The organism is Aeromonas sp. FDAARGOS 1416, from assembly GCF_019048085.1.
Classification (GTDB): domain Bacteria; phylum Pseudomonadota; class Gammaproteobacteria; order Enterobacterales; family Aeromonadaceae; genus Aeromonas; species Aeromonas veronii.
Map to the genome: position 1 here is coordinate 2,718,806 of NZ_CP077301.1, position 26,241 is coordinate 2,745,046.

The window sequence follows — 26,241 nt, forward strand, 5'->3', positions numbered from 1 at the left end:
TTACACCACATCATGGGCCACCTCGCGATCCAACCGACCCGCCGTCATGACCACTTGCCGCTGGCAGCGTTCGGCCAGCTGATGGTCATGGGTCACTACCACCAGGGTGGTGCCGTGCTTGCGATTGAGTTCAAACAGCAGCTCGATCACCTTCTCGCCGGTCTTGCTGTCAAGGTTGCCGGTCGGCTCGTCCGCCAGCAGCAGGCTTGGACGGGTCATAAAGGCACGGGCGATGGCCACCCGCTGCTGCTCACCGCCGGAGAGCCGTGGCGGCAGATGGTGCAACCGCTCGCCAAGCCCGACCGCGGCCAGCAGCTCGCGAGCTCTTGGTTCGCAATCACGCTCGCCGCGCAGCTCGGCGGGCAGCATCACATTCTCGAGCGCCGTCATGGTCGGGAGCAGCAGGAACGACTGGAACACAAAGCCGATCTGCTCGGCGCGCAATCTGGCCCGCCCCTCTTCATCCAGCTCGCCCAAGGATTTGCCGAGGATTTCGATGTCTCCCAGACTCGGCAGATCGAGCCCGGCCAGCAGCCCCAGCAGGGTGGACTTGCCGGAGCCGGAGGCGCCGACCAGTGCCACCGTCTCGCCGCTATTGACTTGCAGATCGATCCCTTCAAGGATGGTGAGGCTTTCCTGGCCGAGGCGAACCGATTTGCTGAGGCCCTTGACGACAATAATGGGGGTTGAACTCATGCTCTGTATCCTTTGTTCCAATCCCTTGATGACAATCCATAGCGGGAGTTGAATTGATGGTGCGTATTCTGTTTGTCTTGTTCGTTGGCCTCGGCAGCCTGCTCTCGTCGGCTCAGGCCCAAACCCTGCTGGTGCTGGGAGACAGCCTGAGCGCCGGCTATCAGATGCAGGTTGAGCAGAGCTGGCCCGCCCTGCTCAACCAGAAATGGCAGGATGAGGGGGGCAAACACTCCCTGCTCAATGCCAGCATCAGCGGTGAAACGACACAAGGGGCGCTGGCCCGTCTGCCCGCTCTGCTGAAGGAGCACAAGCCGGACTGGCTGCTGATCGAACTGGGGGGCAACGACGGCCTGCGCGGCTTCGCACCGACCATTACCCGCCAGAATCTGGCCAGCATGATCGCGCTCGCCAAGGAGCAGCAGACCCGTGTGGTGTTGACCCAGATCCAGCTGCCCCGCAACTACGGTGCCCGCTATCTGCGCCAGTTCGAGCAGATCTTTCCCGAGTTGGCCCAGGCTAACGATCTGCCGCTGCTGCCCTTCTTTATGGATGATATTGCGCTGCGCCCTGAACTTATGATGAACGATGGCATTCATCCCACCTCGGCGGCCCAGCCCCAAATCCGCGATAAAGTCGCCCGCTTTATGGAGCCGCTGCTCAGCCAATAAGCCCGCCGTCTATCGCCAATATCCCATAACCAAGCATCCCGCCGAAGCGGGATGTGTTGTTATTGATTTAGCATAACCGGCAGGCAACTTCTCAGCTTTCCAGCACCTGACGCAACCGCTCCTGGGCCACGCCGACCAGCAAGTCGGGCTGGAATTTGGAGATAAAGCGGTCGCACCCCACCTTCTTGACCATGGCTTCGTTGAAGTTGCCGCTCAGGGAGGTGTTGAGGGTGATAAAGAGGTCAGACATGCGCGGATCGCTGCGCACCTCGTGGGTCAGGCGGTAGCCGTCCATCTCCGGCATTTCGGCATCGGTGATCATCAGCAGGATCTCGTCGGTCACCTTCTTGCCAGCATCGCACCACCCCTTGAGCAGGGTCAGCGCCTGCAAACCATCCTGACACTCGATCACCTCAAGCCCAAGCTGGCCCAGGGTCTCGCGTACCAGATTGCGGGCAGTGCTGGAGTCATCGACGATCAGCACTTTGCGGCCATGCATCTCGGGCAGGATCTCCCGATCCAGCACCTCTTCGGAGATGCGGATGTCATAGGTGATGATCTCCGCCAGCACCTTCTCCACATCGATGATCTCGACGATCTGCTCCACTCCATCTTCGGGAATGCGGGTGATGGCAGTGAGGTAGTTGGCGCGCCCGGCGGAGCGCGGCGGCGGCAGGATATCCTTCCAGGTCATGTTGACGATATTGGCCACCTGCCCCACCAGAAAGCCCTGAATAGTGCGGTTGTACTCGGTGATGATGAGGTTGGATTCACTGTCGATGGGCATGGGTCGCATGCCGATGGCGCTACGCAGGTTGATCACCGGGATCGAGGTACCGCGGATATTGGCCACCCCGCTGATATTGTGATGGGAGCCCGGCATCTTGCTCAGATGGGGCAACTTGACCACTTCCCGTACCTTGAAGACGTTGATGGCGAACATCTGACGGGTGCCGAGACGAAACATCAACAACTCGAGGCGGTTTTCACCCACCAGTTGAGTTCGTTGATCAACGGAATCCAATATACTCGCCATACGCTGATATCCATCTGATTATTAATCGACTCTATTATAGAGGCTGCCCGCCAGGAAAGGCAGGCGCATTTTCAACCAGAGCGACCAACCAGACAAAAAAAGTGAGGCCGAAGCCTCACTTATCTCATTGATTTTAAAATCAATAGCTACAGACAGACTTCCAGCTGCCATCGGTTGCCTTGGGCTCGCTGCTGGTCCACCAGTTTGCTTGCCACACAACCTTGTTATGGGTGATGCGATCGCCGCCATTGGCATGATCCCCCTGCGGCCAGATCGGATAGGCCTTGTAGGCCGCCGGATTAACGTTCTGGCTGCTGCAGCTGGTACCCGGATTCTCACCGCCACCCGAGCCCAGCACGGCCTCCGGCAAGGTCGGGAACTCGGCCTTGAGACCAATGGTCTGGCTGCCGCTGATGATGCGCATACCGCTCGGCACGCCAGCGGCGGGCAGGTAGTAAGTCATGGCGACTTCAATCTCGGCCCCCGGCGCCAGAGTCTGCCAGCCCGGCAGGTTCATGGCGACCTTGTGGAAGTCCTTCTCGCCCGCAATGCCTTCCGAGTTGTCGTTGCCACCGCTCTCCACCACTTTCAGGCCCATGCCACTCTGATCCGTGATGGTGTCAGAGGTAGAGGTGGGCACCAGAAACTCGATGCGCGCGCCGCCCGGAATGGTCTGGGTCGACTTGTTGACCAGCTTGAGTTTCGGGTTGATCGGGTAGTTGGAGTCCCCTTCCTTGAAGCCGGAGAGGCTGACCTGGATGTCGAGCTGGGCGCTCGGCGCGGCCAGATCGTTTTGCTTGGTGTTGTACGGAGTTGCCTTGGCAAACTTCTCATAAGCCAGGGTGGTCAGGGTACTGCCCATGCCGTACTCGTTCTTGGCCGGATCGAAGGCGTAATCACCCGCCATCTCCCAGAACATCACGCCACCCAGACCGCGCTTGATGATGTAGTCGAGCTTGTGGCCCATGGACTCTTCATCTTCGGTTGAGAGGAACACCTTCTTCTCTTCATTCCACAGCCAGGGCACGTGGGCCTTGTCATCGTAGTAACGCACATACTTGCCCTGCATCACGTGAGCCGGATTGTTGGGATCCAGACCCCAGGCAGTGCCATAACTCGGCAGCGTGGTGATGCCGAGGCTGGCTGCATGCTCCAGGTTTTTGGCATGCCACATGGGCACGGCGCCACCGCCGATCTCTTTGCCGTTCTTGTCGAGATCATGCCAGATGTTGTCGATGCCGACCGCCCCGTTGCCGCACGGAATGGTGCTGCCACCTGTGCCCGGCTGGCACTCGTTCTGGCTCGGCAGGGCTGCCTTGCCACCCAACCCATGACTGCCACCGCTCACCCCCTGCCAACCGCGGGTGTAATAGGGCACGCCAACGTTGATCTTGCCAGCCGCCAGCGCACCGCGGAAGTAGTGGGCAGACCAGGCGGCGTTGAGGTAACCGATGCCACCAAACTGGGTCTGGGTATAGACGCCCCAATGGGAGAGCTCGGGGTCGGCATTGTTGTCGAACAGGGCCGCGTTGTGACCGACAAAGTGGTTCCAGGCGCCGTGGAAGTCATAGGTCATCAGGTTGACGTAATCGAGGTACTGGGTGACCTGGAAGTTCTCCATCCCGCGCAGCAGATAGGCCGAGGCCGGTGAGGCGATGGTCAGCATGTACTTGCGGCCATCTTCGTTACCGGCGTTGTCGAGCCGCGCCCGCAAGGTCTTCATCAGCACCTCGTAGTTGGCAAACAGCTTGGCCCGGCACTGGTTGGAGAGCGGGAAGTCGTTGGGGTTGCCCGCATCCTTCATCGAGGTGGGGTATTCGTAGTCGATATCGACCCCGTCAAAGCCGTACTGGCGGATAAAGCTCACCGCCGAGTCAGCCAGGGTGTTGATACCGGCAGTATTGACCGAGCAATCGCCCTTGGTGGTGGCGGTGTAGAAGCCGCGGGTATCGGCCCAGCCCCCGACCGAGATGAGGGTCTTCACGTCCGGATACTGCTTCTTGTACTTCGACAGCAGGTTGAAGTGGCCCTTGTAGGCGAATTCAGGATCCATCTCGGCACCCGGCACACCATCCCAGGTCATCTTGGTGGCTGCATCGTCCACCTTGATGGTGTGGCTCTGCTCATCCACCGCCGCGAAGGCATAGTTGATATGGGTGATCTTGTTCCATGGAATATCGCTCACCAGATAGGCGGGCAGGCCGTTCTTGCCAGTGCGCCAGGAGGTGAAGTAGCCGATGACCCGGCGAGCATGGTCATCCCCCATGCACTCGTAACCATCCGGACGATAGATCTGGCGAATGTCACAAGAGAGGTTGCCACCGGTGGGCGGCAGCGCGGCCTCCTCGACATTGACGGTCACTGCCGCCGACTCGCCGCTCAGATTGCTCTTGTCAGTGGCCACCAGCTTGAGGGCGGCACTGCCTTTGACATCCGGCGTCCAGTTCACCTGCCAGGGGGCAGTAGTGTCTTCACCAATCTTCTTGCCATCGACATAGAGCTCGACTTTGGCCACATCGTTGTTGGCATCTGTGACGTTGCCACTCACCGCCACGCTGCGACCCAGGGTCACCTTGGCGCCGCTGCCCGGGCTGCTAATGCTCACCTTGGGCGCCTCTGACGCGACCACGGCGGCGACGTTGAAGCTCGAATCCGCCTCGCTCAGCACCTTGCTATCTTTATCCAGCGCGCGAGCCTTGAGGGTATGGGCCCCCACTCCGGCGGCGCTCCAACTGGCACTCCAGGGCGAGGCGCTCGCCATGGCGACCAGCGTGCCGTCGACAAGATATTCCACCCGGGCCAAGGCTGTCACTGGGCCACTCAGGGCCACTGCCAGCGCCACGCTGGCTCCTTCATTAAAACTGGCACCAGCAGCCGGTGAGCTGACTGCCACACCGAGCGCAGGAGGGGGCACCTCGCCACCATAGGGCTTCCAGGCATCGGCCCAGACTACACCTACCCCCGGCTCATAGTGATAGGGGGATGCCCCGCACCAGCCTGAATAGGGAAATTCTTTGCATTCATAGAGGGTACCGACGTTGCTGACGATATCGCCAGCCTTGTAGGCAGTACCGGATTTATAGGCGGGATAAGCGGCCTGAGCCCAGGCGGGCGCAGCCGCAAGGGCGACCAGCATGGCAAGCCTGCTGGGTCTGAAGAGCTGTTGCATATTGTTATCTTCCTTGTTTTGTCTTGGCATTGGTCACCAAGGCAAAGAACAATCGCAACCTGCATGATGGGCGCAGACAACTGGCAATGGACCTGCCACAAAAACCACCCCTCACCCAGGGAAACCCCGCTATCTGGATCCACGATCGAGACCGGAAGCATTGCGCCCCGGCATCACTGCCGGTTTGCCCTTTACCTGGGTTCCGTGAGGAACGAACCCAGTATAGGAAGGCGACAAGATCCCCTCAATCTTTATTCTCAAAGAGAATTATCCCCTGCCACGAAAGCGTCATGATCACAGAGTTAAAGTTGATTGAATTATCAAAAAAATCATATCGTTACTGGGATCATAAAAACGCTTTCCCGCACCTTCCCAGATTCATTTAATGTGCGTTGGCTCACTGGTATGACATGCCAGAAATGTGACAATGCGCGCCCTTGGTCAACGAGCCAAGGCTATGGAATCACTGGCAAAAATAAAAAAGGAACACCTATGAAAGGTACTCGTACCCTGCTGTCGCTGGCCGTGGGGCTGGCACTTGCATCCTCAGGCGCCCATGCGGCATTTGTCTGCCCGTCCGATCCGGCTCAACTCACTCCCATCCCGACCATTCAGGGCACAGGCTCCGCCAGCGCGCTGGCCACCCAGACCGTGACCGACAAGAACGGCAATGTGACCGGTAAAATCAGCACGGGCACCTTCAACGTTCGCGGTATCGTGACGACGCTGGGCCAAAGCCTGACCAAGGGTTTCTATCTGACTGACCCGGTGGGAGATGGCAATCCGGCCACCTCTGATGGCATCTTTGTATATCTGAACGACAAAGACTTCGCGACCAAATATAAAGACATCAAACCGGGGGCTGAACTCTGCCTCGAAGCCAAGGTCGAGGAGTACTACGGCGGCACCCAGCTCAAGCCCACCTTCGAATCCAGCAAAGCCCGCCTGCAAGTCACCGCACAAGGGCTGAATGTGCCGACCAGCGTACTGCAGGTCAATGAAGGGGAGACGCTGGCGCAGGCACTCAATCGCCACGAAGGGATGCGGGTACGTCTCGACAGCAGCAGTGACCTGCACCTGACCCGCAACTACGGCTTCGACTACAAGGTCTATCGCAACAACGTAGAGTTGGCCCACAAAACCCCGCTGATCAAACCGACCCAACTTCATGTTGCCAACAGTGCGGACGCTGTCGCACTAGCCACCAGAAATGGCAGCAACCGTCTGGTAGTCGAGTCTGATTACAAAGCGCCGGATGGCGTACTGCCCTGGTTCCCTGGCTGGGATGCCGATCAGGGTTATCTGCGCATCGGTGATCAACTGACCGGGCTGGAGGGGGTGATCGTATACAACAAGGATGCCTTCCGTCTGGTGGTACCGAGCGATATCACCCTGACTACCGGCGCCCTGCTGCGCAGCCCTGAAGAGGATCGTCAAGACGCGCCGGCTCGCCTCGCTGGCAGCGATCTGCGGATCGGCAGCTTCAACGTACTCAACTACTTCACCAGTCACTCCAGCATCGGCGGCGCACTCAATATCCTGTGCAAGGATCAGGCGGATGCCGACAACGCCAAAGGTTGCAACCGGGGGGCCAAGAGCCAGCCCGAGTTCGAGAAGCAGCGCACCAAGATCGTCAATGCCATTACCGCAATGGATGCCGATCTGCTCGGCCTGATGGAGATGGAAAACAACGGCTTCGAGGATAACTCGGCCCTCCACAATCTGGTGACTCGCCTCAACGAACAGCAGAAGGATGCGAGCAAACACTACGCCTATGTGCGTCTGCCGGTCACTGCCCTTACCGATGGCAAGTTCTTCGGCGGGGACGCCATCATGGTGGCGATGATCTACCGCCCTGCCCTGCTCACCCCCAGCGGGGATGCCAGCGTCATCAAGCTGCCGGAGCAGCGCTACACCACAGGTGGTGTGGCCAAGACAGCCGGTCAGCGCGACTCGCTGGTTCAGACCTTCACCCTCGCCAAGAGCAAGGAACCGCTGACGCTGGTGGTCAACCACCTCAAATCCAAGGGGTCAGGCTGCTACGAAAATGGCGATGGCAAGACAGAACCGGCCGACCTGCAGGGCAAGTGCACCGAGTTCCGGGTCTCTGCCGCCAAGGTGCTGGGTGAGGCGGTCAGCAAACTGCCGGGCCAGGTGCTGCTGGTTGGCGACTTCAACTCCTACGCCAAGGAAGATCCGATCCGGGTGCTGACCGACTACAACCCGGCCACCAGCGAGCGGAAGATCGTATCGGCCTCTCACACCTTTATCGGTGATCACTCCTATGAACAGCTCGGTCGCGAAGTGACTCGCAGCTACGGCCTGATCGATCTCAACGTCAAATTCAACAAGGAGAAAGCCATCTCCTACAGCTACGACGGGGAGCTGGGCACCCTGGACTACGCCCTCGCCAACCCGGCGCTGGCCAGCAAGGTGGCAGGTGTCGCCGACTGGCACATCAACTCCTTCGAGAGCTCCCTGTTCGAATACGGCAGCCAGTACACCGGCACATTGCTCAAGTCTGACAACCCCTTCAGTGCCTCCGACCATGATCCCATCATCGTCGACCTGAGACTGGAGAGCGATGCCACCAAACCGGACACCTCCTCAGGCGGTGGTGCGCTGGGACTCGGCCTGCTAGCCCTGTTGCCACTGGCCTGGCGACGTCGCCGTTAACCACAGGCGCATTTGAATAGTGCAAGCAAAGCCCGCGGCTCTCGCGGGCTTTTTCATTCAGGTCATTGGATTTACAAATGAAAGGCGCGGACGTATGGAGAAAATAAATGATGGATGTCTAGTCCTGAAATAGGTTTACACACTTTCAATTAGCATTTCTCTACTCAGAACCCCCTATGTACCGCATCGGGGGTTCTGTATTTCAACGCATGATGCGGCCGCTCCGCGTTGTAAATATCCACCGCTTCACGCACCATTTCCCGCGCTTGCGTCAAATCCTGCGGGCTTTGCAACAATAACTCTCCTTTCAAAATCCCGTTCACCCGCTCCGCCAACGCATTCTGGTAACAGTCATACCCATCCGTCATCGAGCATTTCACCCCGTACCGTTCATGTAGTGACTGATACAACCCCGAGCAATACTGCACGCCGCGGTCCGAATGATGGATGAGTTCACCGCCGCCACGGCGTTGCTTCAGCGCTTTCTTGAACGCCATCGCCACCGATTCGGCATGCATTCCTTCGTGTACGTGATGGCCCACTATCTTGCGTGAGTACGCATCCGTCACCAGGCTCAGGTACAGCGGCCCGCTCCTGGCTGGCAGATAGGTGATATCAGCAACCCAGACCTGCTCCGGGGCCACCGGTGTGACCTGCTCTGGCCCCGCCTTGAGCAAGTTGGGATGACGGTAGAAACGGTGAAAACTGTGGGTGGTCTTGTGATACGCCCGTCTGGGTGGCACCAGCAGGCGGTGCTCGGTCAATATCCGAAACAGCCTGTCCCGCCCGACCTTGAGCCCGTCATCATCCTGACCCTGCAGCAGATAATGCAGCTTGCGAGTGCCCACCCGCGGTTGTCGCAGTCGAACCTGACGCACGAAGCGCACCACCTGCAATCCCTGTGCATGGCGCTCGTCGGCGACCCGATTGCGCTTGTAGTAGGCCTGCCGGCTTATCCCCAGAAACAGGCAAGCCCTGACAATGGTCAGTCTCTCGACTTGCCGCTGCGAGAGGACTTGCCGGGTCGCTTTTTTACGATGGAGACGCCGTAGTCATTCTTCAGTACATCGACGACGGCCTCAAAGAACTGAGCCTTCTGACTCATCAACGCCAGCTGTTGCTCGAGTTCCTTGATGCGCTGTTCGGGCGTCTGGTTGTCGGGGTCAGGCATGGTGATGCTCCTGCCGGCGCGCACAGAAGCCCCCTGGCTCCAATCTTGCCGACCATGTTTACGCAACCATACCAGAACGGTGGAGCGGCCCTGAATGCCATAACGCACCTGAGCCTGTTTGTAGGTGAGCTCGCCTTTTTCAATCTGTTCGACCAGTGCCAGTTTAAAAGTCAGCGAGTAATCGCGCTGTGTCCGTTTCACACCTTGTCCCATCGGGTTCTCCATTTATTGGGGGGGAAAGGTGTAAACCATATTCAGGACGGGACAGGAGAAAACAATAAGGCCACCGCGATGCGGTGGCCTTTTTGTTTCTTGTAACAAGAATTTGGTGGAGCTACGCGGGATCGAACCGCGGACCTCTTGCATGCCATGCAAGCGCTCTCCCAGCTGAGCTATAACCCCGATTTGTGTGAATGACCGGCAGTCACTCTGAATTTGGTGGAGCTACGCGGGATCGAACCGCGGACCTCTTGCATGCCATGCAAGCGCTCTCCCAGCTGAGCTATAACCCCAAATTCGGCACTGAATGAATGGTTCTGGCGGCCATTCATCCTAAATAATGGTGGAGCTACGCGGGATCGAACCGCGGACCTCTTGCATGCCATGCAAGCGCTCTCCCAGCTGAGCTATAACCCCACAAAGGTCGGCTTGGGTGATACACACCGCACTGCCCTGGGTACTTCATGTCAATCAGGAACCTGGTGGAGCTACGCGGGATCGAACCGCGGACCTCTTGCATGCCATGCAAGCGCTCTCCCAGCTGAGCTATAACCCCTTTGATTCCAGATTGTTCGAGGAGAATTTGGTGGAGCTACGCGGGATCGAACCGCGGACCTCTTGCATGCCATGCAAGCGCTCTCCCAGCTGAGCTATAACCCCAACTCACCTCGGCGCCACCGAAGTTATCTCCGGCAACGGAGGCGCATGATAGGCATCACCCGCTTTGCTGTCAACCCTAAAATAACCGCGACTGATTCGTTTAGTCAAAATTGCAGCAGTTCGCTGTTTTTACCAGCAAGGCGCGTGCTATCTCTCTGTTTTATGTCACAAATCGGCTCAAGCACCTATACAGGAGAGGCCGTGCAGCAAGCCCCTTTCCCCGTGCAACGCCCCCCCGCTCTCAGACCTCTCTATGCTGGCTGGTAATCAGCTTCTCCCCCGTCACCTCGGGAAAGCCTTTCCATAAAGGGCATTGCATTTGAAAACCCTTTCCATGATTTATGTAAATTTACAACACGAAAAGTTGATCTGGCTCACAAATAGCCATAGGATCAAACCGTGACCCAGGTCACACAAAGCAACAAACCAACAGAGATATGAGGTGAAACCATGTTCGAGAATTTGGCAGTTCTGTTCCACCTGCGCGGTGCAACCACCAAGAACGGCGTTGTAGAGAAAGATGCCTATGCCCCCTCCACCCGTGAATACTACTTCCGCTACGGCAAGTAATTGCTGAAAGCCTTTCACGGAAAATGTAATAAAAAAACAACACACATCATCACACAGCCCTTTCGAGGCGCTGTCCTGTCCGGGCCAGATGTTCCACGGCCAAACCTGAACTCCACCAAACAAGAATGGGGCCCGCAGGCCCCATCTTTTATTGCTCCGGATTGTCATTGCACTGAATAGTGCGCTGGCTTGTCGGCAAGCCTTGTAACCCTGAAACGGCTCAGAGCTTGATCCAGGCATCGGCCCAGGCCGTACCCTTGCCCGGCTCATAAGCCCAGGCAGCACCTGCACACCAGCCGGTGTAGGGGTGCGGTTTGCACTCGTAGCTGGCACCGCCGTTGCTGACCCGCTCGCCCGCCTTGTAGGGAGTCCCCTCTTTATAGGCCGGATAGTCAGGCGGCGTTACGCCCCCCTCATCTCCTTTCACCAGCAGGCTATGGGTGGTGCTGCGGCTCAGATTACCTTCATCTGTGACCGTCAGTTTGATCTCCAGCTTGGTATCGCTGGCCGGCTTGGGCAGGGTCAACTCCAGAGTGACCTGATCCAGTGCCGGGGCAGATGCTCCAGCCGGGATAGTCCAGGCATAGGAGAGCGGCTTGCCTTCCGGATCGCTAGAGTGCTGGCCAGAGAGAGTCACCTTGCTGCCACCTTCGGCCTGCGCCGGGCCAGTGATATTGGCCACCGGCGGCAGGTTGGTGCCACCGCCGTTATCCTCGATCACCACCTCCGGATAGAAGTGCTGAACGCAGCGGCTGTAATCCCCTGCCTTGAAGGCGCTGAAACGGGTCTGGTAGCCCACCAGCTTGCACGCGTAACTCTTGCCGCCGTTGGGGTTCTCTGCCACATAGCTCCAGTCCTGCTCCCAATAGATGGGCAAGGCACCGGCGCCATTGTCATCAAACACCTTCATGTTCTTGCAACCCAGCACCTCGTCGGATGGCACCGCCACCCCGAGGTAGTTGGCAAACTCGCGGTAGTAGTTGATGCGGTTCTGGGACTGGGCATGCTCGACCGGACCACCGCACTCCACCCCGCCGTTGATGATCTGGGTGGTGACCCCGAAGCCCGGCACCAGACCGTTCTGCTTGTCATGGTCATTCGGCTGCCAGGTGCCATCGATGACGTGGAGCATGGAGGGCTTGGGCGGCTGCGGATAGGTATAGAAGAACACCGCACTGGCGAGGTTCAGCCAGGTGTCGGCCACCAGATCGGGGCGGTCGAGCAGGGTGCGCACCGTGCCGAACATCGCCTCGGAGAAGGGGCCATAGTTGTAGTTGTAGGAGAGCTGCTTGGCACCGCGGCCAAAGTAGCTCTTGAACTCGCCATTGTCGAACGTACCGCACGGCCACTGCTGACCCTGCCACACATCGGGGCGGCACTCGGCGTTGTAACCGCCGCGCATGGTCTCATTCCATCCCATCTCGCGCACGTAGACCAGCGCCTGACGCCACTCGGCCTCCGGGCGCCAGTTTTCATGGCCGCCAGTCTCCTGGGCGAAGTGGGCGAACATGGTTGCCAACGTCTTGCGGCAGATGGCATCGGCATCGCGGCCATCGCTGTAGTCGCTGCACAGGGCCGGGAACTTGGCCGCCGCCTGCAGCAGGCCGCGATAGGTGTACTCGGGGGCGCGTAGCGGGAAGAGGTAGTTGAACTGGCTCTCGCTCAGCAGGCTTTCGACCCGCTTGACGTTGCCCGGGTTGTCGGCACGACCCGGCAGCACCGCCTCGACCACCAGATTGTCACGGGTAGCGATGGAAGCCTTGACCGCTTCCATCGCCGGGAAGTCGGTCAGCGCCTTCTCTTTGGCATCCAGCTCGGCCTGGCTCATATAGACGGGGGTGGTACTGCCATCCGGCGGGGTAGGGGTCGGCGGATTGGGCTTGTCATCGCCGCCAGTGTCCGGCGGGGTCACTTCCCCTTCGCCGACAAGCTTCCACGGGGTATCCCACTCATTGGCGGTCGCCATGCCGGGAGTCTGACCCGGGTTGACCCACCACTTGGCCTCAAAAACCTCGCCGTTGTAATTGACCTGGCTGCCGCCCGGATAGGATTTGTTGATGTCGTATGCCTCGGCCGCCCACAGGTGGCCGCTCAGCAGCATGCCGGCAAGCAGAAGGGTGATGCGGTTTTTTTTCATTATTGTTGCTCTCTATGGTTTTGTGGCAAAAGGCGGAGTCCGCCTGAGCAGGCTCCGCCATCTTCATCATGGACTCAACCTAGGGGCAGCTTGCCGCCCCGACATCCAGCCAGACATCGTGCTTGCCCGGCTCGTTGCCTTGAGTCCACCACTTGGCCTTCCACTGACGGCCGTTGTGGTTGGTCAGCTCCCCGCCGTTGTAGGCAACGGTCGCGCTCCAGCCCAGCTCAACCTGACTCGCCAGCGCCCACTGATCGGCGGCGCGGCCCGGTTCATTGCCCTGAGTCCAATACTTGGCACGCCAGACCAGCTGGTTGTGGCTCACCTTGTCACCGCCGTTGTAGACCTTGCTGGCCTGCCATGCGGGAACATTCGCCGCTTCCGGATCTGTGGTGTTGCAAGAGCCGTCGACCACGGGCGCCAGCGTCAGCACGACGCGCCCTTCGCTCTGATGTACCCCATCCGAGACGCTCACACTCAGCTCATGCTGCTCGCTGGTGGTGACTGCCGGCGGCAGCAGACGCAGGTTGGCGCTGGTCTCGCCTTCCGCCTGCCAGCCCGCCGGAAAGTGCCAGCGGTAGCTGAGCGCGTCGCCCTCGGGATCCCTCGCCTCGGCAGTGACGGTCAGCCACTCACCGCCGATGCCGCCGAGCTGCGCCGGTACGGTCACTACCGGAGGCTGGTTCTCAACCACGCCCTGCTCCAGCGGCCGCCCGTTGACGGTAAAGGAGAGCGCCTGCTGCGGTGGCAACAAGCTCTGTTGTACCAGCGTCTGGCCACGGCACTGGATAGTGGCGCGACCGGGCTCGCTGGCGGTGGGCAGGTTGATGTGGAACTTGTTCATGACACTGCTGGCCGCTCTGTGATTGGCCAGCCTGAAGCGCTGTAGACCATCGCGAGTCTCCACCTGCAACTGGCAGTCATTGCCGGACAGGGTGTTGCTGTCATCCGGATAGGTGAAGCCGTAGGCGCCGTGCAGAGCCGGATAGATGTAGCTGCGCAGGGCTCCTTGCGGATCGTAATAGCCCACCAGGGTGGTCACCGGCACGCCGAACTGCTCGGGCTTGCGCGCAACCTTGGTATCGATGGGGGAGACCTCCACCCAGCTCTGGCCATCCGAGGTGAAGCTCTTCTTGAAGCCCCTGCTCACCAGGATATCCTTGCCGTTGATAAAGAGGCGACTGTTGTAACCGGCCCCATGATCGATGGTCAGACTGCGCCCACGGTTGTCCGCAGAGGCAACCGGCACCCGGATATCACGAGTCCAGCGCCCATCCCACATGGCGACCCTGACCAAGCCGTAATCCGCCAGCAGGGCACTTAGCCCGGCCTCGCTCAGGGCATCCATGGGGGCATCGACCCTCTCGATCCCCTCGATTGTGTGCTGATAGGGCTCCATTCTGGACGTCGCACTGTTCCACTTGCTAAAGCCGGTGGCCGAGTTGGCATCGAACACCGCCTTGCTTTCCAGAAAACGCTGGATGATGGCGGCAGAATTGGGGGTATAGAGGGTGAAACGGTTGGCACCGGAGAGAGGGCTGCCACCCGCCATCGCATCGTAGCCAAACTTGCGGCCATCGAACGGTGGCTGGCACTGGCCATCCAGACAGGCATCCTCATTGGTGCGGGTCGGCGAGAAGTTGGGGATGAAACGGTATTTGTCACTGTCCCAGCCCCAGCTGGAGTTGAGCTGATCGGCACTGCGGTGAACCGAGCCACGGAAGCCATCCACATAGTGGCCAAGGCCGAAGTTATGGCCCACTTCGTGGCTGAACTCGTTGCCCAGCGAATCATCCAGCGTGACGATGCCACCGCCGCCGGAGCCACCGTGCACCTGAACCCCATTGGCATATTTGCCGCGGCTGTTGTGCGCCGTCAGCTGAGCCACCACAAAGGGATGGCTCCCCTCCCCTTCACCGGCACTGCTGTTGATGCCGTAGTTGGCATTGTCGATCCCGTGGGAGATAAGCTCCTTGCCGATGCGCTGACGCATGGTGCCGCCATGCCAGCCCCCTTCGCTCGGGTCAAAGTCGGTCAGCAATGTGCCGTTGGGCAGCATCACCTCAGGCAGGGAGAGCGGTGCATACTGACTGACAATCATCCGGCTGGCCGGAATGGTCTGGAAGTATTCGCGATGGGCCTCCTTGTCATTGGCAAAGGCAAAGCGATCCCGTGGCGTGGTGAGCATGCCGATGTCGATGGTGTGCAGCAGCAGCTCGCCGGGGGCGCCGACCTTGATATCACGCAGTTCACCACTGAGATTGCCCTGACGAACGGAGAGGGTCAGTCCGGGCTGGATCCACTCGGCAGGCAGCTCGCCGCTCCAGGTATCCGCTGCATAGGTGATGCGGTTGTTCTCCAGCTCCCCCTCGCGGAACCACTGCCCATTGGCAAACTTGAACTGCAGGGTCTGGCCACGGGAGACGGTCACCTGTCGCTCGCCATAGAAGGCCGTCGAGTTATAACCGGCGCTGGAGCGGATCCGCACCATCTTGCCCTCCAGCTCCGGGCTCACGGGCAGGTAGATATCCCGAACCCAGCGGCCGTCGGCGGTCTGGATCTCCACCAGCGCGCGACCAGTCAGCCGATCCTTGAGGAAGGCGCCGCTCTTGTCGCTCAGTTTGGCCAAATCAGCACTGCTGCTGATGATGGCAGTGCTGCCGCTCTCCGGGATGAAGCTCACTCCGCCTTCGGGAACCCCCGCGAGGTGGTAGACCGTCTCGGGCAACGCCGATGGCGGTGACAGGGTCAGGGTGCCAAGCAGCTTGCCGATGCCGTCGCGGGCCTCCACCGTCATCGGGGTCACCCCGTCGGCCTGGAGCGGTTTCACCAGCAACAGGCTCTTGCGCAGGCTGGTCAGGATGGGTTGGCGATCCCCCTCCTTGGGATGAGACGGCAGGATCTGGCTCTGGGCAAACTGCACACTGGCAGCCAGGCTACCCGCCAGATCGCTTTGCGGTGTCGTGTCATTGAATATCAGGGGCGAGGTGGCGGCAGACAGGGGGCCAGCCGCCAGGGTTGTCATGATGAGGGCAGCGATTCGGGTCACATTTGTGGTCATTGTCGGGTTCTCGTTCATATTGCTACCGGGAATGAGGGGCATGTCGCCATGCCCCGTCATCGGTGAGGAGGCCTCAGTTACAGCTTGCAGCCCCGATATCCAGCCAGACATCGTGCTTGCCCGGCTCATTACCCTGAGTCCACCACTTGGCCTTCCACTGACGGCCGTTGTGGTTGGTGAGATCCCCGCCGTTGTAGGCAACGGCTGCGTTCCAGCCCAGATCAACCTGACTCACCAGCGCCCACTGATCGGCGGCGCGGCTCGGCTCATTACCCTGAGTCCAGTACTTGGCACGCCATACCAGCTGGTTATGGCTCACCTTGTCACCACCGTTGTAGACCTTGCTGGCCTGCCATGCGGGAACGTTGGCTGCTTCCGGATCTGTGGTATTGCAAGAGCCACCCTCACCACCTTCGTTGATTGGCGTGACGGTGAGACGGGTGGCCGCGTTGGCATCGAGTGCGCCATCGGAGACGGTCACTGAAAGGTCATAACCGGTTTCGGTATCCACCGCCGGGCCGGTGACCACCAGGGTGGCACTGTTCTGACCGGTCGCCGTGATACCGGCAGGCACTTGCCATTGATAGATCAGCTCGTCGTCGTTGGGGTCGGATGCCTTGGCGGTGATGGTAACTTGCTTGCCCTCTTCCACCTTGACGCTGGCGGGCAGAGTGACCACCGGAGGCAGGTTGGGCTGCGGCGCCTTGTTGGTCACCACCACCTGATCCCTGGCGGTCAGTTGATGGTCATCGGTCACCGTCAGCTCGAACACCAGATTGATGTCGGCGGACACGGCATCGAGTACAACCCGGGCCTTGGCCTGAGTGGCATCAAGCAGAGCGGCCTGCGGGCCGGAGACCTGCTTCCAGCTGTAGGTCAGAGAGCCTTTTTCCGGATCATAGGAGGCTGAGCCATCCAGCGTCAGGGTAGCCGGGCCGGTCACCGCCACATCGCTGCCTGCGTTAGCCACTGGCGGCTTGTTGGCTGGTGGGGTAACCCCTTCACCGTGACCGAGACCTTCATGCATGGCGTTGAGGATGTCGCCATTGTCGGCATCGATCTCCCAGGAGAAGAGCCCGCCCAGCTTGTTGGCCAGCACGTATTGGCCTTTCGCCTTGACCGAGCGCTCGTCGTCATAGGTGATCAGCTCGCCGGTGGAGGGCTTGAACAGGGTGGCCGCTTCGGCAGTCTCGTCGTAGTTGTACTCCCAGCCTGCGCCCATATGGCTGTTGACGATGTGGCGATAATCCAGCACGCCATCTTCCCAGGTGCCTTTGATCTTGCCGGTGGCGGTGCCGGTGAAGGGATCGTTGCCCTGATATCCGCTCACCCCTTTCCAGCCGCGACCGTAGGCGGCGGCACCGATCACCAGCTTCCCGGAGTCGACCCCCTGCGCCAGCAACTGCTGCACCGCTGCATCAGTGTTGTAGCGCTTGTTGGCCGAGCCGTTGGTGGCCTGATAGAGGTTGGCCTGATGACCCAGGGAGGTATTGCTCCAGGCACCGTTGTAGTCGTAACTCATCACGAAGAGGTGGTCCATGTACTGCTGGGCAGCCTTGTAATCCACATCCTCAATCTTGTCGTAACCGGCACCGATGGCGGAGGTGAGCTGATAGGTGCGACCGGTCTCGGCCTCCAGCTCGTCGAGCATGGCGCGCAGATCCTTCATGATCAGCACATAGGTTTCACCATCTTTGGTCTTGTCCCCCAGATTGGGGTTGGCGCCATCGCCGCCCGGGAACTCATAGTCGATATCGACGCCGTCGAAGAACTTCCAGGTCTGCAGGAACTCTTTGACCGAGGCGACGAACACGTCACGCTTGGCCTTGTCATGCATGAAGAAGAAGGGGTCGGAGAGGGTCCAGCCACCGACGGAGGGGAGGATCTTCAGGTCCGGATAGGCCTGTTTGAGGGCCATCAGATTACCGAAGTTGCCCTTGTAGGGCTCATCCCAGGCGACCAGTGACCCCTGCCCTTTTTGCAGCGCGGCCCAGGGATCGTGAATGGCGACCTGGAAATCCTTGCGCCCGGAGCAGGCACGTTGCAACGCCTGGAAGCTGCCAGAAATCTCTTTGAGGCTGTCGTTGAGGCCATCACCGCCACAGATCGGGGTGAAGCCATAGAGGATATGGGTCAGGTTCTGGGCTGGCAGCTTGTCCACGGTGAAGTTGCGATCATAGACCCCCCACTCCACATAGTAGGTGCCGACCACCTTGCCGGACTTGTTGACATAGGGTTTGTTATTCTCCTGAAGGGCAGGCTTGAGCGGTGCAAGGTGGCTGCCGTCGGTATCGGCGACCACGATCTCCTTGGCATCAGACAGGGTACAGCCATCGCCGTTGCACAGCGCGACCTGCATCTGATAGCGCCCCCCCTTGTGCACCTTGAAGGTGGCGGTACCCGCGGCGGAAGAGGGACCGGACCAGACTTCCTTGCCATCCAGCAGCACCTTGGCACTCTGGCCAATATCGCCGTTCCAGAGATTCCAGGTGACGGTCACATCGGCGCCATCCTTCACCTTGACCAGCTCGTTATAAGCGGTCGCGGACTGGTTGACTTCGACGATGGCAAACTTGGTGGGGCCCCAACCGATGGCGGGTTTGCCGGGAGCTGCCGCATAAGCGGCGGAGGAGGCGAGCAGGGTGCCGACCATCATGGCCAGCAGTGCAGGTTTTGGACTTAGCATATTGCTTTCCTTTTCGTTATGGGAAAAACGAAAGGGCAACGCAACACGACAGGTGACACAAAAACGGCCACCCCTTGGCAAGGGCAGCCTGCATTCTACTGTGGTGGCCCCGCTATCCTAGGTCGCCTTGACCCTTAGACCGGAAGCTTTGCGTCCCGACTTTTCAATCGGTTTGCCCTTGTCACAACATTATTTCTGGCGATAAATAATCGCCGATTGACTGTAGGGTAATTCTGATAAGTAAGCAAATCGGACCATTGCCAGCCCACCAGTTACCAACCCCGACAATTACCCACTTTCAAGAAATTAATGTTTAAAAAACAGCCGGATATGCAGACCTAATCTCATCACCTCCAACCAGATACCTCACACCATTTTTTTGATCCGCATCACACAAAATTGAGAAAAATCAATGAGTAAGAACAATATGCGACAAAAGACCCATCTGTATCGCAACTAATGAATTTATAATCGCCGCTTTGCATGGCCAGCAGGTGTCTTCATGCCCAGCGAATTGCCCTCACGCACCCGGTTATCCAGATACGACAAATTTGTTCGTTTGACGATTTATGCCTTGCCACTGGCCGGGATGATCTGGCTTATCAACAGCCTCAATGGCTGGCAAAGGGCAGCGTGCGGCACAGATGCCAGCTATCGGGGAGAGCATTAATCACTAGGCAAGAGTGAGCACTTTGCAGGGACACGAGAGAAGCTGGGGGAAACCGGTTGGCAGAACCGCCAGAATGTGGAGATGCGGGGAGAAAAAAACGGGGCATGACTGGCATGCCCCGCCACCATTCAATGCTTATTTACAGCTGACGGCTCCCACATCCTGCCAGACGTCGTGTTTGCCGGGCTCATTGCCCTTGGTCCAGTACTGCGCCTTCCACTGACGGCCGTTATGGGTGGTGAGCTCGCCACCGTTGTAGGCCACATTGGCATCCCAACCCAGTTGCACCTTGCTCACCAGCAACCACTGATCCGCAGTGCGGCTCGGCTCGTTGCCCTGGGTCCAGTACTTGGCCTGCCACACCAGCTGGTTGTGGCTCACCTTGTCGCCGCTGTTATAGGTGCTGGCCGCTTTCCAGACTGGCCAGTTGGCCGCATCCGGATCGGTCGCCGTGCAACCACCGCCGCTGCTGGCCGGTTTGACCGTCAGACGGGTTGCCGCACTGGCATCCAGCCCGCCGTCGGAGACAGTGACGCTCAGGTCATAGCCGGTGTCGCTGGTGACGCTCGGGCCGGTGACCACCAGAGTGGCGCTGTTCTGACCCGTTGCGGTGATGCCTGCCGGCACACTCCACTGATAAGTCAACGGATCACCGTTCGGATCGGAGGCGGTCGCCTTGATGGTCACCTGCTTGCCCGCCTCCACAGAGGCCGTAGCAGGTACACTCACCACCGGCGCCAGATTGGCCTGCGGCGCCTTATTGGTGACAACAACCTGATCCTTGGCACTCAACTGCTGGTCATCGGTCACCGTCAGCTCGAACACCAGATTGATGTCGGCAGTCACAGCATCCAGCACCACGCGGGCCTTGGCCTGAGTGGCATCGAGCAGGGCAGCCTGCGGGCCGGAGATCTGCTTCCAGCTGTAATTGAGAGTGCTGTTTTCCGGATCGTGGGAGGCCGATCCATCCAGCGTCACCTCGGTCGGGCCGGTCACCTTGAGGTCACTGCCCGCGTTGGCCAGCGGCGGCTTGTTGGCTGGTGGAGTAGTCCCCTCGCCGTGGCCCAGCCCCTCGTGCATGGCGTTGAGGATGTCACCGTTGTCGGCATCGATCTCCCAGGAGAAGAGGCCACCGAGCTTATTGGCCAGCACATACTGCCCCTTGGCCTTGACCGAGCGATCGTTGTCATAGGTGATCAGATCGCCGGTCGCCGCCTTGAACAGATAGGGCGCCTCGGCCACCTCGTCGTAGCCCTTCTCCCAGCCAGCCCCCATTCGGTTGTTGACGATGTCGCGGTAATCCACCACCCCGTCCTCCCAGGTGCCTTTCACCTTGCCGGTCGCCTTGCCGGTGAAGGGGTTGTTGCCCTGATAGCCGCTCACGCCAGTCCAACCACGGCCATACATGGCGGCACCGACCACCAGCTTGCCGGGGTCAACCCCCTGCGCCAGCAGCTGATTGACCGCCTTGTCGGTGGTGTACTTGGTATCGGGGTCCCAGCTCGCTGCATAGAGGTTGGTCTGGTGGCCCAGCTCGGTGTTGCTCCATGCGCCGTTGTAGTCGTAGGTCATCATGAAGATGTGGTCCATGTAGGGCTGGGCCGCCTTGTAGTCCACATCCTGGATCTTGTCGCCCCCCGCGCCAATGGCGGAAGTGAGCTCATACTGGCGACCGGTCTCGGCCTCCAGCTCGTCGAGCATAGCCCGCAGCTCCTTCATCAGGGCCACATAGGTGGCACCATCACTCGGGCTGCCCAGTTTCGGGTTGGCGCCCTGTCCGCCCGGGTACTCCCAGTCGATATCCACACCATCGAAGAACTTCCAGGTCTGCAGGAACTCTTTCACCGAGCCGACAAACACGTCACGCTTGGTTTTGTCACCGAGGAAGTAGAAGGGGTCGGAGAGGGTCCAACCGCCGACCGAGGGGAGGATCTTGAGGTTCGGATAGGCCTGCTTGAGCGCCATCAGGGCGCCAAAGTTGCCCTTGTAGGGCTCGTCATGGGCGGTGAGGTTGCCTTGCGGCATCTGGATAGCGGCCCAGGGATCGTGCATAGCCACCTTGAAGTCGGCCCGGCCGGCGCACGCCCGTTGCAGCGCCTGGAAGCTCCCTTCGATCTCCTTGAGGCTGTCGTTGAGGCCATCCCCGCCGCAGATGGGGGTGAAACCATAGAGGATATGGGTCAGGTTCTGGGCCGGGATCTTGTCCACCGTAAACTTGCGGCCATAGACTCCCCACTCCACATAGTAAGTTCCCACCACCTTGCCGGACTTGTTGGCGTAGGGCTTGTTGTTCTCCTGCAGCGGCGCCTTGAGTGGCGCCAGATGGCTGCCGTCGGTATCGGCGACCACGATCTCCTTGGCATCAGAGAGGGTACAGCCATCGGCGTTGCACAGCGCCACCTGCATCTGGTAGCGCCCCCCTTTCTTCACCTTGAATTTGGCGCTGCCCGCCGCGGCCGAGGGGCCGGACCACACCTCCTGACCATTGAGCAGCACCTTGGCACTCTGGCCCAGATCGCCGCTCCAGAGGTTCCAGTTCACCTCCACATCGGCGGCATCCTTTACCTTGACCAGATTGTTGTAGGCAGTGGCCGCCTGATCGACTTCAACGATGGAAAACTTGGTGGGGCCCCATCCGATGGTCGGCTTGCCGGGCGCCGCAGCATAAGCGGACGAGGCGCAGCACAGACCGACCGCAAGGGCCAGCATGGTAGGCTTTGGACTTAGCATTTTTATATTTCCCTATTTCGTTATGTTGGCAACGAAAAGGGCTACGCCCTGACAGGTAACGCAGACGGCAGTGCGGCCTCTTGGCAAAGGTGCACAACAACCTGTGGTGGCCCCGCTATCTCAAGTACGGCTCATCCCTGGACCGGAAGCTTTGCGTCCCGATCTTGCGATCGGTTTGCCCTTCGGTTACTTCATTTGCGATGCAAAAAATCGCATCCCGACTATAGAGTGAGCCAATCCGGTCTGCCACTGTCGGCGTTCACCGACAGTGGCAAGCCAAAAGAGTAACTGGCAGCCATTACGCAGGAAGATGAAGAGATCTTCGCCAATAAACCTCTGTTTTCGGCATTCATCCATGACCACGGGTCACAGGATCATTGCGCGGTTTTGTGAGCCGGTTCACGGCTAGCCGCCCCGGCTGCGGCTAGCGCATCAGCAGGCTGTTCATCAGGGCCCGCAGTTTGAGTGGTTTGACCGGCTTGCTGATGTAGCCATACCCCCGCTCGCGGATCTGCGCCTGCAACTCGCTCTTGCGATCGGCACTGATGATGATGCCTCCCAGCTCGTCGCCACACACCCGCTGCAGGGCAGCGAGCGCCTCCAACCCGGTCTTGCCGTCGTCGAGGTGGTAGTCAGAGAGCACCAGTCTCGGCACAAACCCTTGTGCCACCAGCGCCTCGGCTTCGGCCAGATCGACGGCACAGCGCACCTCGCAGCCCCAACGGCCAAGCAGGGTGCTCATGGCGGTCAGAATGTCCCGCTCGTTGTCGATACAGAGCACGGCTACACCTTCCAGCTGGCTGTCACGCACCACCGGCGCCGCCAGCTGATGGGCCGTGACCGGCCGGGTCGCCAGATTGAGGGTCACCGCAAAGACCGATCCCTTGCCCGGCCAACTCTGCAAAGTGAGCTGATGACCGAGCACCAGCGAGATGCCACGGGCGATGGCGAGCCCCAGACCCAGCCCCTGCTCCTTGGCGGTGCGGGAGTGATCGAGGCGGGAGAACTCGTCAAAAATAGCCTCCTGCTTGTCCTGCGGGATGCCGGGGCCGTTGTCCCATACCTCGATGCGGATCTTGTCCCCCATCCGGCGGCAACCAAGTAGCACCCGGCCGCCCGGGTTGTAGCGAAACGCATTGGTCAGGAAGTTCTGCAGCACCCGGCGCAGCAGGCGCACATCGCTGTGCACCGCGTGCTTGCTCTCCACCACCGAGAAGTGGATCCCCCCCGCCTGCGCCAGCACCCCGAACTCCGCCTTCAGGTTGTCGAACAGCTCGTGCAGGGCGAAGTCGAGTTTCTTGGCTTTGAACTTGCCCGCCTCAAGGCGCGAGATATCGAGCAGATCGCTGATGAGATCCTCGGTCGCCCCCAGCGCATCGTCGATATGACGGGCGATGCGGGCAGGCTCCTCTTCTGCCGGCAGCATCTCCAGCAGGGAGGAGGTAAACAGCTTGGCCGCGTTGAGGGGCTGGGTCAGATCGTGGCTGACCGCCGCCAGAAAACGGCTCTTGGATTGATTGGCCCGCTCCACCTGCTGGTTGACCAGCAGCAGCTGGCGGTTGAGTTCAGAGAGCTCGCGGGTACGCTCGGCGACCCGCGCCTCCAGATGCTCGTTGGCTTCACGCAGCACCCGTTCGGCATCACGAAACGGCGTGATGTCGGTAAAGGTCATGACGAAACCACCGGCCGGCATGGGATTGCCCTGCATCTCGATCACCCGCCCGTCCGGACGCTCCCGCGCCGAGATATGGGCGCTACCGCGCTTCATAAAGGCGACCCGCCGCGCCACATGATCCTCGATATCACCGGAGCCACAGAGCCCCTGCTGGGCGTTGTAGCGGATGATCTCTTCAATAGGACGCCCTGCCTGAATAAGCCCGGGCGGATAGTGGAACAGCTCGATGTAACGGCGGTTCCAGGCCACCAGCCGAAGCTCCCTGTCCACCACCGAGATCCCCTGTCCGATATGCTCGATCGCCCCCTGCAGCAGGCCGCGGTTGAAGCGAAACACGTCGGAGGCCTCATCGACTATGGTGGCGATCTCCTCGAGCTGCATGTTGCGCCCCTGCAGGGCCGAGGCGAGCACCAACCGTGCCGACGAGGTACCAAACACCCCCGCCAGCAGCCGCTCGGTGTGGGCAATCAGCTCGGCCGAAGCCTGCATCTGGGGCGCAAGGGTGCCGCCCCGCTCTCCGGCGAAGCGACCAAAGGCACGCTTGACCCGGCTTGAGCCGACAAAACGAGCCGCCAGCATCTCCAGCTCCTTGACCGAGACCCGCGCCTGATAGAGGGCGGCGGTATCGCGGCTCGGCTTGCCGACAAAGTTGGCCGCTTGCAGCCGCTCGCTCACCGCAGGGCGCGACAGCAGCGAGCCTGCCACATAGCCGAGCAGGTTGAAGAGCAGGCTCAGGAAGATGCACCAGGCCCCGAGACTCAGCTCGCGAAACGCGGGCCAGTCCGGCGGCGCCAGCAGCTCGGCCAGCGGTGAACCGGCCAGCAGCCCGCTCTCCACCAGCAGGGTCACGAACCAGAGGCTAACCCCGAGGCTCAACCCAAGATAGACCCCCTTGCGATTGCCGTGACGCCAGTAGAGACCGAGCAGCAGGGCTGGCGCAAACTGGGCCACCGCGCCAAAGGAGAGATAGCCGATGCGCGACAAGCTGGTGAGATCGCCGAGCCAGAGGTAGAGCCCCCAGGCCGCCAGCAAGATCAGCAGGATGGCGCCACGGCGCACCTGCAACAGCAGCCGAACCAGCCGCTCGTCGCGCCCCTGCCGCCAGAAGCGGCGCAGCAGCACCGGCAGCACCAGATCGTTGCTCACCATGATCGCCAGTGCGATGGTGCAGACGATCACCATGCCGGTGGCCGCCGAGGTGCCGCCGAGAAACGCCAGCATCGCCATGCCATCGAAACCGAGGGCCATCGGCAGACTGATCACATAGGTGTCGGAGGCCATGTCAGCCCCCACCCACTGCTTGCCCGCCAGTGCCAGCGGCCAGATAAAGAGCCCCATCACGAACAGGTAGAGCGGGAAGATCCAGCGCGCCCAGTGCAGATCCTGCCCCTGATTGTTCTCCACCACAGTCACATGAAACTGGCGCGGCAGGCAGATGACGGCGCACATCGCCAGCACCGTATAGATGGCAAGCTCCAGCAGGTTGCCGGGGCTCACCGCCACCACCTGTGCAAAGAAGTCGCGGGTCACCTGTTCGTGAGCCTCGCCCGGTTTGCTCAGGATCAGCCAGAGGGCGAAGCCCCCCACCGCGATAAAGGCCAGCAATTTGACCACCGACTCGAAAGCGATGGCCACCACCATCCCCCTGTGGTGCTCGGTGGCATCGAGATGGCGGGTACCGAACAGGATGCTGAACAGCGCCAGCAGCAGGGTGACCCCGAGCGCCAGCTCGCTGGTATTGCTGGTCGGGCTGATGCCGCCGCTGTTGACCATCAGCAGATCCAGCCCGGTGACGATGGCTTTGAGCTGCAACACCAGATAAGGGAGGATCCCCATGATGGCGATGAGGGCGATCATCATGGCGAGCCGCTGGGATTTGCCGTAACGGGCGGCGATAAAGTCGGCGATGGAGGTGATGTGCTCGCGCTTGGCCACCAGAATAAGGCGGGCCAGCAGCCGCCAGCCAAACAGAAAGACCAGCATGGGGCCAAGGTAGATGGGCACCGGCGACCAGGGCGATTCACTCGCCTGCCCCACGGTGCCGAAGAAGGTCCAGGAGGTGCAGTAGACCGCCAGCGACAGGCTGTAGAGCAGCGGTTGTCCCTTGAGACGGTGCCGTTTGTGCTTGTCTGCCACGAAGGCGATCAGAAACAGCAGCCCCAGATAGGTGAGCGACAATCCGATCAGCAGCCATCCCTGGTGCATCGATAACTCCTTGTCCATGTTGAGTTTTTGTATACAGCCTCGCCAGTCTAGAGAGGCAGCAGTCAAAAGTCATCCCCTTCGGACAGATTGAAATTATCGTTTTTCAATAAGTTTTATCTTGACTGTATATCGCAAAACAATAAACATTGCCGATGTGAATATTGATAAACGATAAACTTTACCTTTCAGATAAAACCATCACAGTGAGGAAT

Annotated in this window: 11 protein-coding genes, 5 tRNA genes and 3 riboswitches; of the genes, 2 read left to right on the forward strand and 14 right to left on the reverse strand. The window is 60.0% G+C overall.

Annotated features, from left to right (window positions below; all coding sequences use genetic code 11):
• The gene (locus I6L46_RS12130) at window positions 1-696 is read right to left on the reverse strand and encodes an ABC transporter ATP-binding protein (RefSeq protein ID WP_216975676.1); all 696 of its coding nucleotides are present in this window, start codon (window positions 694-696) and stop codon (window positions 1-3) included.
• Between the two features lie 56 nt (window positions 697-752).
• Here I6L46_RS12130 and I6L46_RS12135 point away from each other — a divergent pair, with 56 nt between their 5' ends.
• Entirely contained in the window at window positions 753-1,364 is a 612-nt protein-coding gene (locus tag I6L46_RS12135) for an arylesterase (protein ID WP_216975677.1), read from the forward strand.
• Window positions 1,365-1,455: 91 nt separating this feature from the next.
• Here I6L46_RS12135 and I6L46_RS12140 read toward each other — a convergent pair whose 3' ends face one another.
• Window positions 1,456-2,400 (reverse strand): chemotaxis protein CheV, encoded by a 945-nt coding sequence (locus I6L46_RS12140; protein ID WP_005362471.1) that lies wholly within the window; start codon window positions 2,398-2,400, stop codon window positions 1,456-1,458.
• Window positions 2,401-2,539: 139 nt separating this feature from the next.
• On the reverse strand, window positions 2,540-5,536 hold the full coding sequence (locus tag I6L46_RS12145) for a glycosyl hydrolase family 18 protein (protein WP_216978048.1): 2,997 nt from the start codon (window positions 5,534-5,536) through the stop codon (window positions 2,540-2,542).
• A 149-nt stretch (window positions 5,537-5,685) separates the two neighbouring features.
• Window positions 5,686-5,768, reverse strand: a riboswitch (cyclic di-GMP riboswitch).
• Window positions 5,769-6,061: 293 nt separating this feature from the next.
• Between I6L46_RS12145 and I6L46_RS12150 the strand changes: the two genes are divergently transcribed.
• Window positions 6,062-8,245: an ExeM/NucH family extracellular endonuclease gene (locus tag I6L46_RS12150; protein WP_216975679.1), complete on the forward strand. Its 2,184-nt coding sequence runs from the start codon at window positions 6,062-6,064 to the stop codon at window positions 8,243-8,245.
• Between the two features lie 164 nt (window positions 8,246-8,409).
• Here the strand turns inward: I6L46_RS12150 and I6L46_RS12155 are convergent.
• From I6L46_RS12155 to I6L46_RS12205, 11 genes are all read right to left on the reverse strand, one after another.
• A protein-coding gene (locus I6L46_RS12155; protein ID WP_216975680.1) for an IS3 family transposase occupies window positions 8,410-9,629 on the reverse strand; the annotation gives its coding sequence in 2 pieces (ribosomal slippage) (window positions 8,410-9,281 and window positions 9,281-9,629; 1,221 coding nt in all).
• Window positions 9,630-9,742: 113 nt separating this feature from the next.
• Window positions 9,743-9,818, reverse strand: a tRNA-Ala gene (locus tag I6L46_RS12160).
• 34 nt (window positions 9,819-9,852) lie between these two features.
• Window positions 9,853-9,928, reverse strand: a tRNA-Ala gene (locus I6L46_RS12165).
• A gap of 48 nt (window positions 9,929-9,976) precedes the next feature.
• Window positions 9,977-10,052 (reverse strand) — tRNA-Ala (locus I6L46_RS12170).
• 63 nt (window positions 10,053-10,115) lie between these two features.
• Window positions 10,116-10,191: transfer RNA gene (locus tag I6L46_RS12175), tRNA-Ala, on the reverse strand.
• A 28-nt stretch (window positions 10,192-10,219) separates the two neighbouring features.
• Window positions 10,220-10,295 (reverse strand) — tRNA-Ala (locus tag I6L46_RS12180).
• A 790-nt stretch (window positions 10,296-11,085) separates the two neighbouring features.
• A complete protein-coding gene (locus tag I6L46_RS12185; protein WP_216975682.1) occupies window positions 11,086-13,002 on the reverse strand; it encodes a glycoside hydrolase family 19 protein in 1,917 nt (638 codons plus the stop codon).
• Window positions 13,003-13,081: 79 nt separating this feature from the next.
• Window positions 13,082-16,063, reverse strand: coding sequence for a M66 family metalloprotease (locus I6L46_RS12190; RefSeq protein WP_254203098.1), 2,982 nt, complete (start codon window positions 16,061-16,063; stop codon window positions 13,082-13,084).
• A 73-nt stretch (window positions 16,064-16,136) separates the two neighbouring features.
• A complete protein-coding gene (locus I6L46_RS12195; RefSeq protein WP_216975683.1) occupies window positions 16,137-18,749 on the reverse strand; it encodes a glycosyl hydrolase family 18 protein in 2,613 nt (870 codons plus the stop codon).
• Between the two features lie 99 nt (window positions 18,750-18,848).
• Window positions 18,849-18,936, reverse strand: a riboswitch (cyclic di-GMP riboswitch).
• A 618-nt stretch (window positions 18,937-19,554) separates the two neighbouring features.
• Complete coding sequence (locus I6L46_RS12200) at window positions 19,555-22,149, reverse strand: glycosyl hydrolase family 18 protein (protein WP_216975686.1); 2,595 nt, start codon at window positions 22,147-22,149, stop codon at window positions 19,555-19,557.
• A gap of 102 nt (window positions 22,150-22,251) precedes the next feature.
• Window positions 22,252-22,339, reverse strand: a riboswitch (cyclic di-GMP riboswitch).
• A gap of 234 nt (window positions 22,340-22,573) precedes the next feature.
• Complete coding sequence (locus I6L46_RS12205) at window positions 22,574-26,029, reverse strand: PAS domain-containing hybrid sensor histidine kinase/response regulator (RefSeq protein WP_216975688.1); 3,456 nt, start codon at window positions 26,027-26,029, stop codon at window positions 22,574-22,576.
• Between the last annotated feature and the right edge of the window lie 212 nt (window positions 26,030-26,241).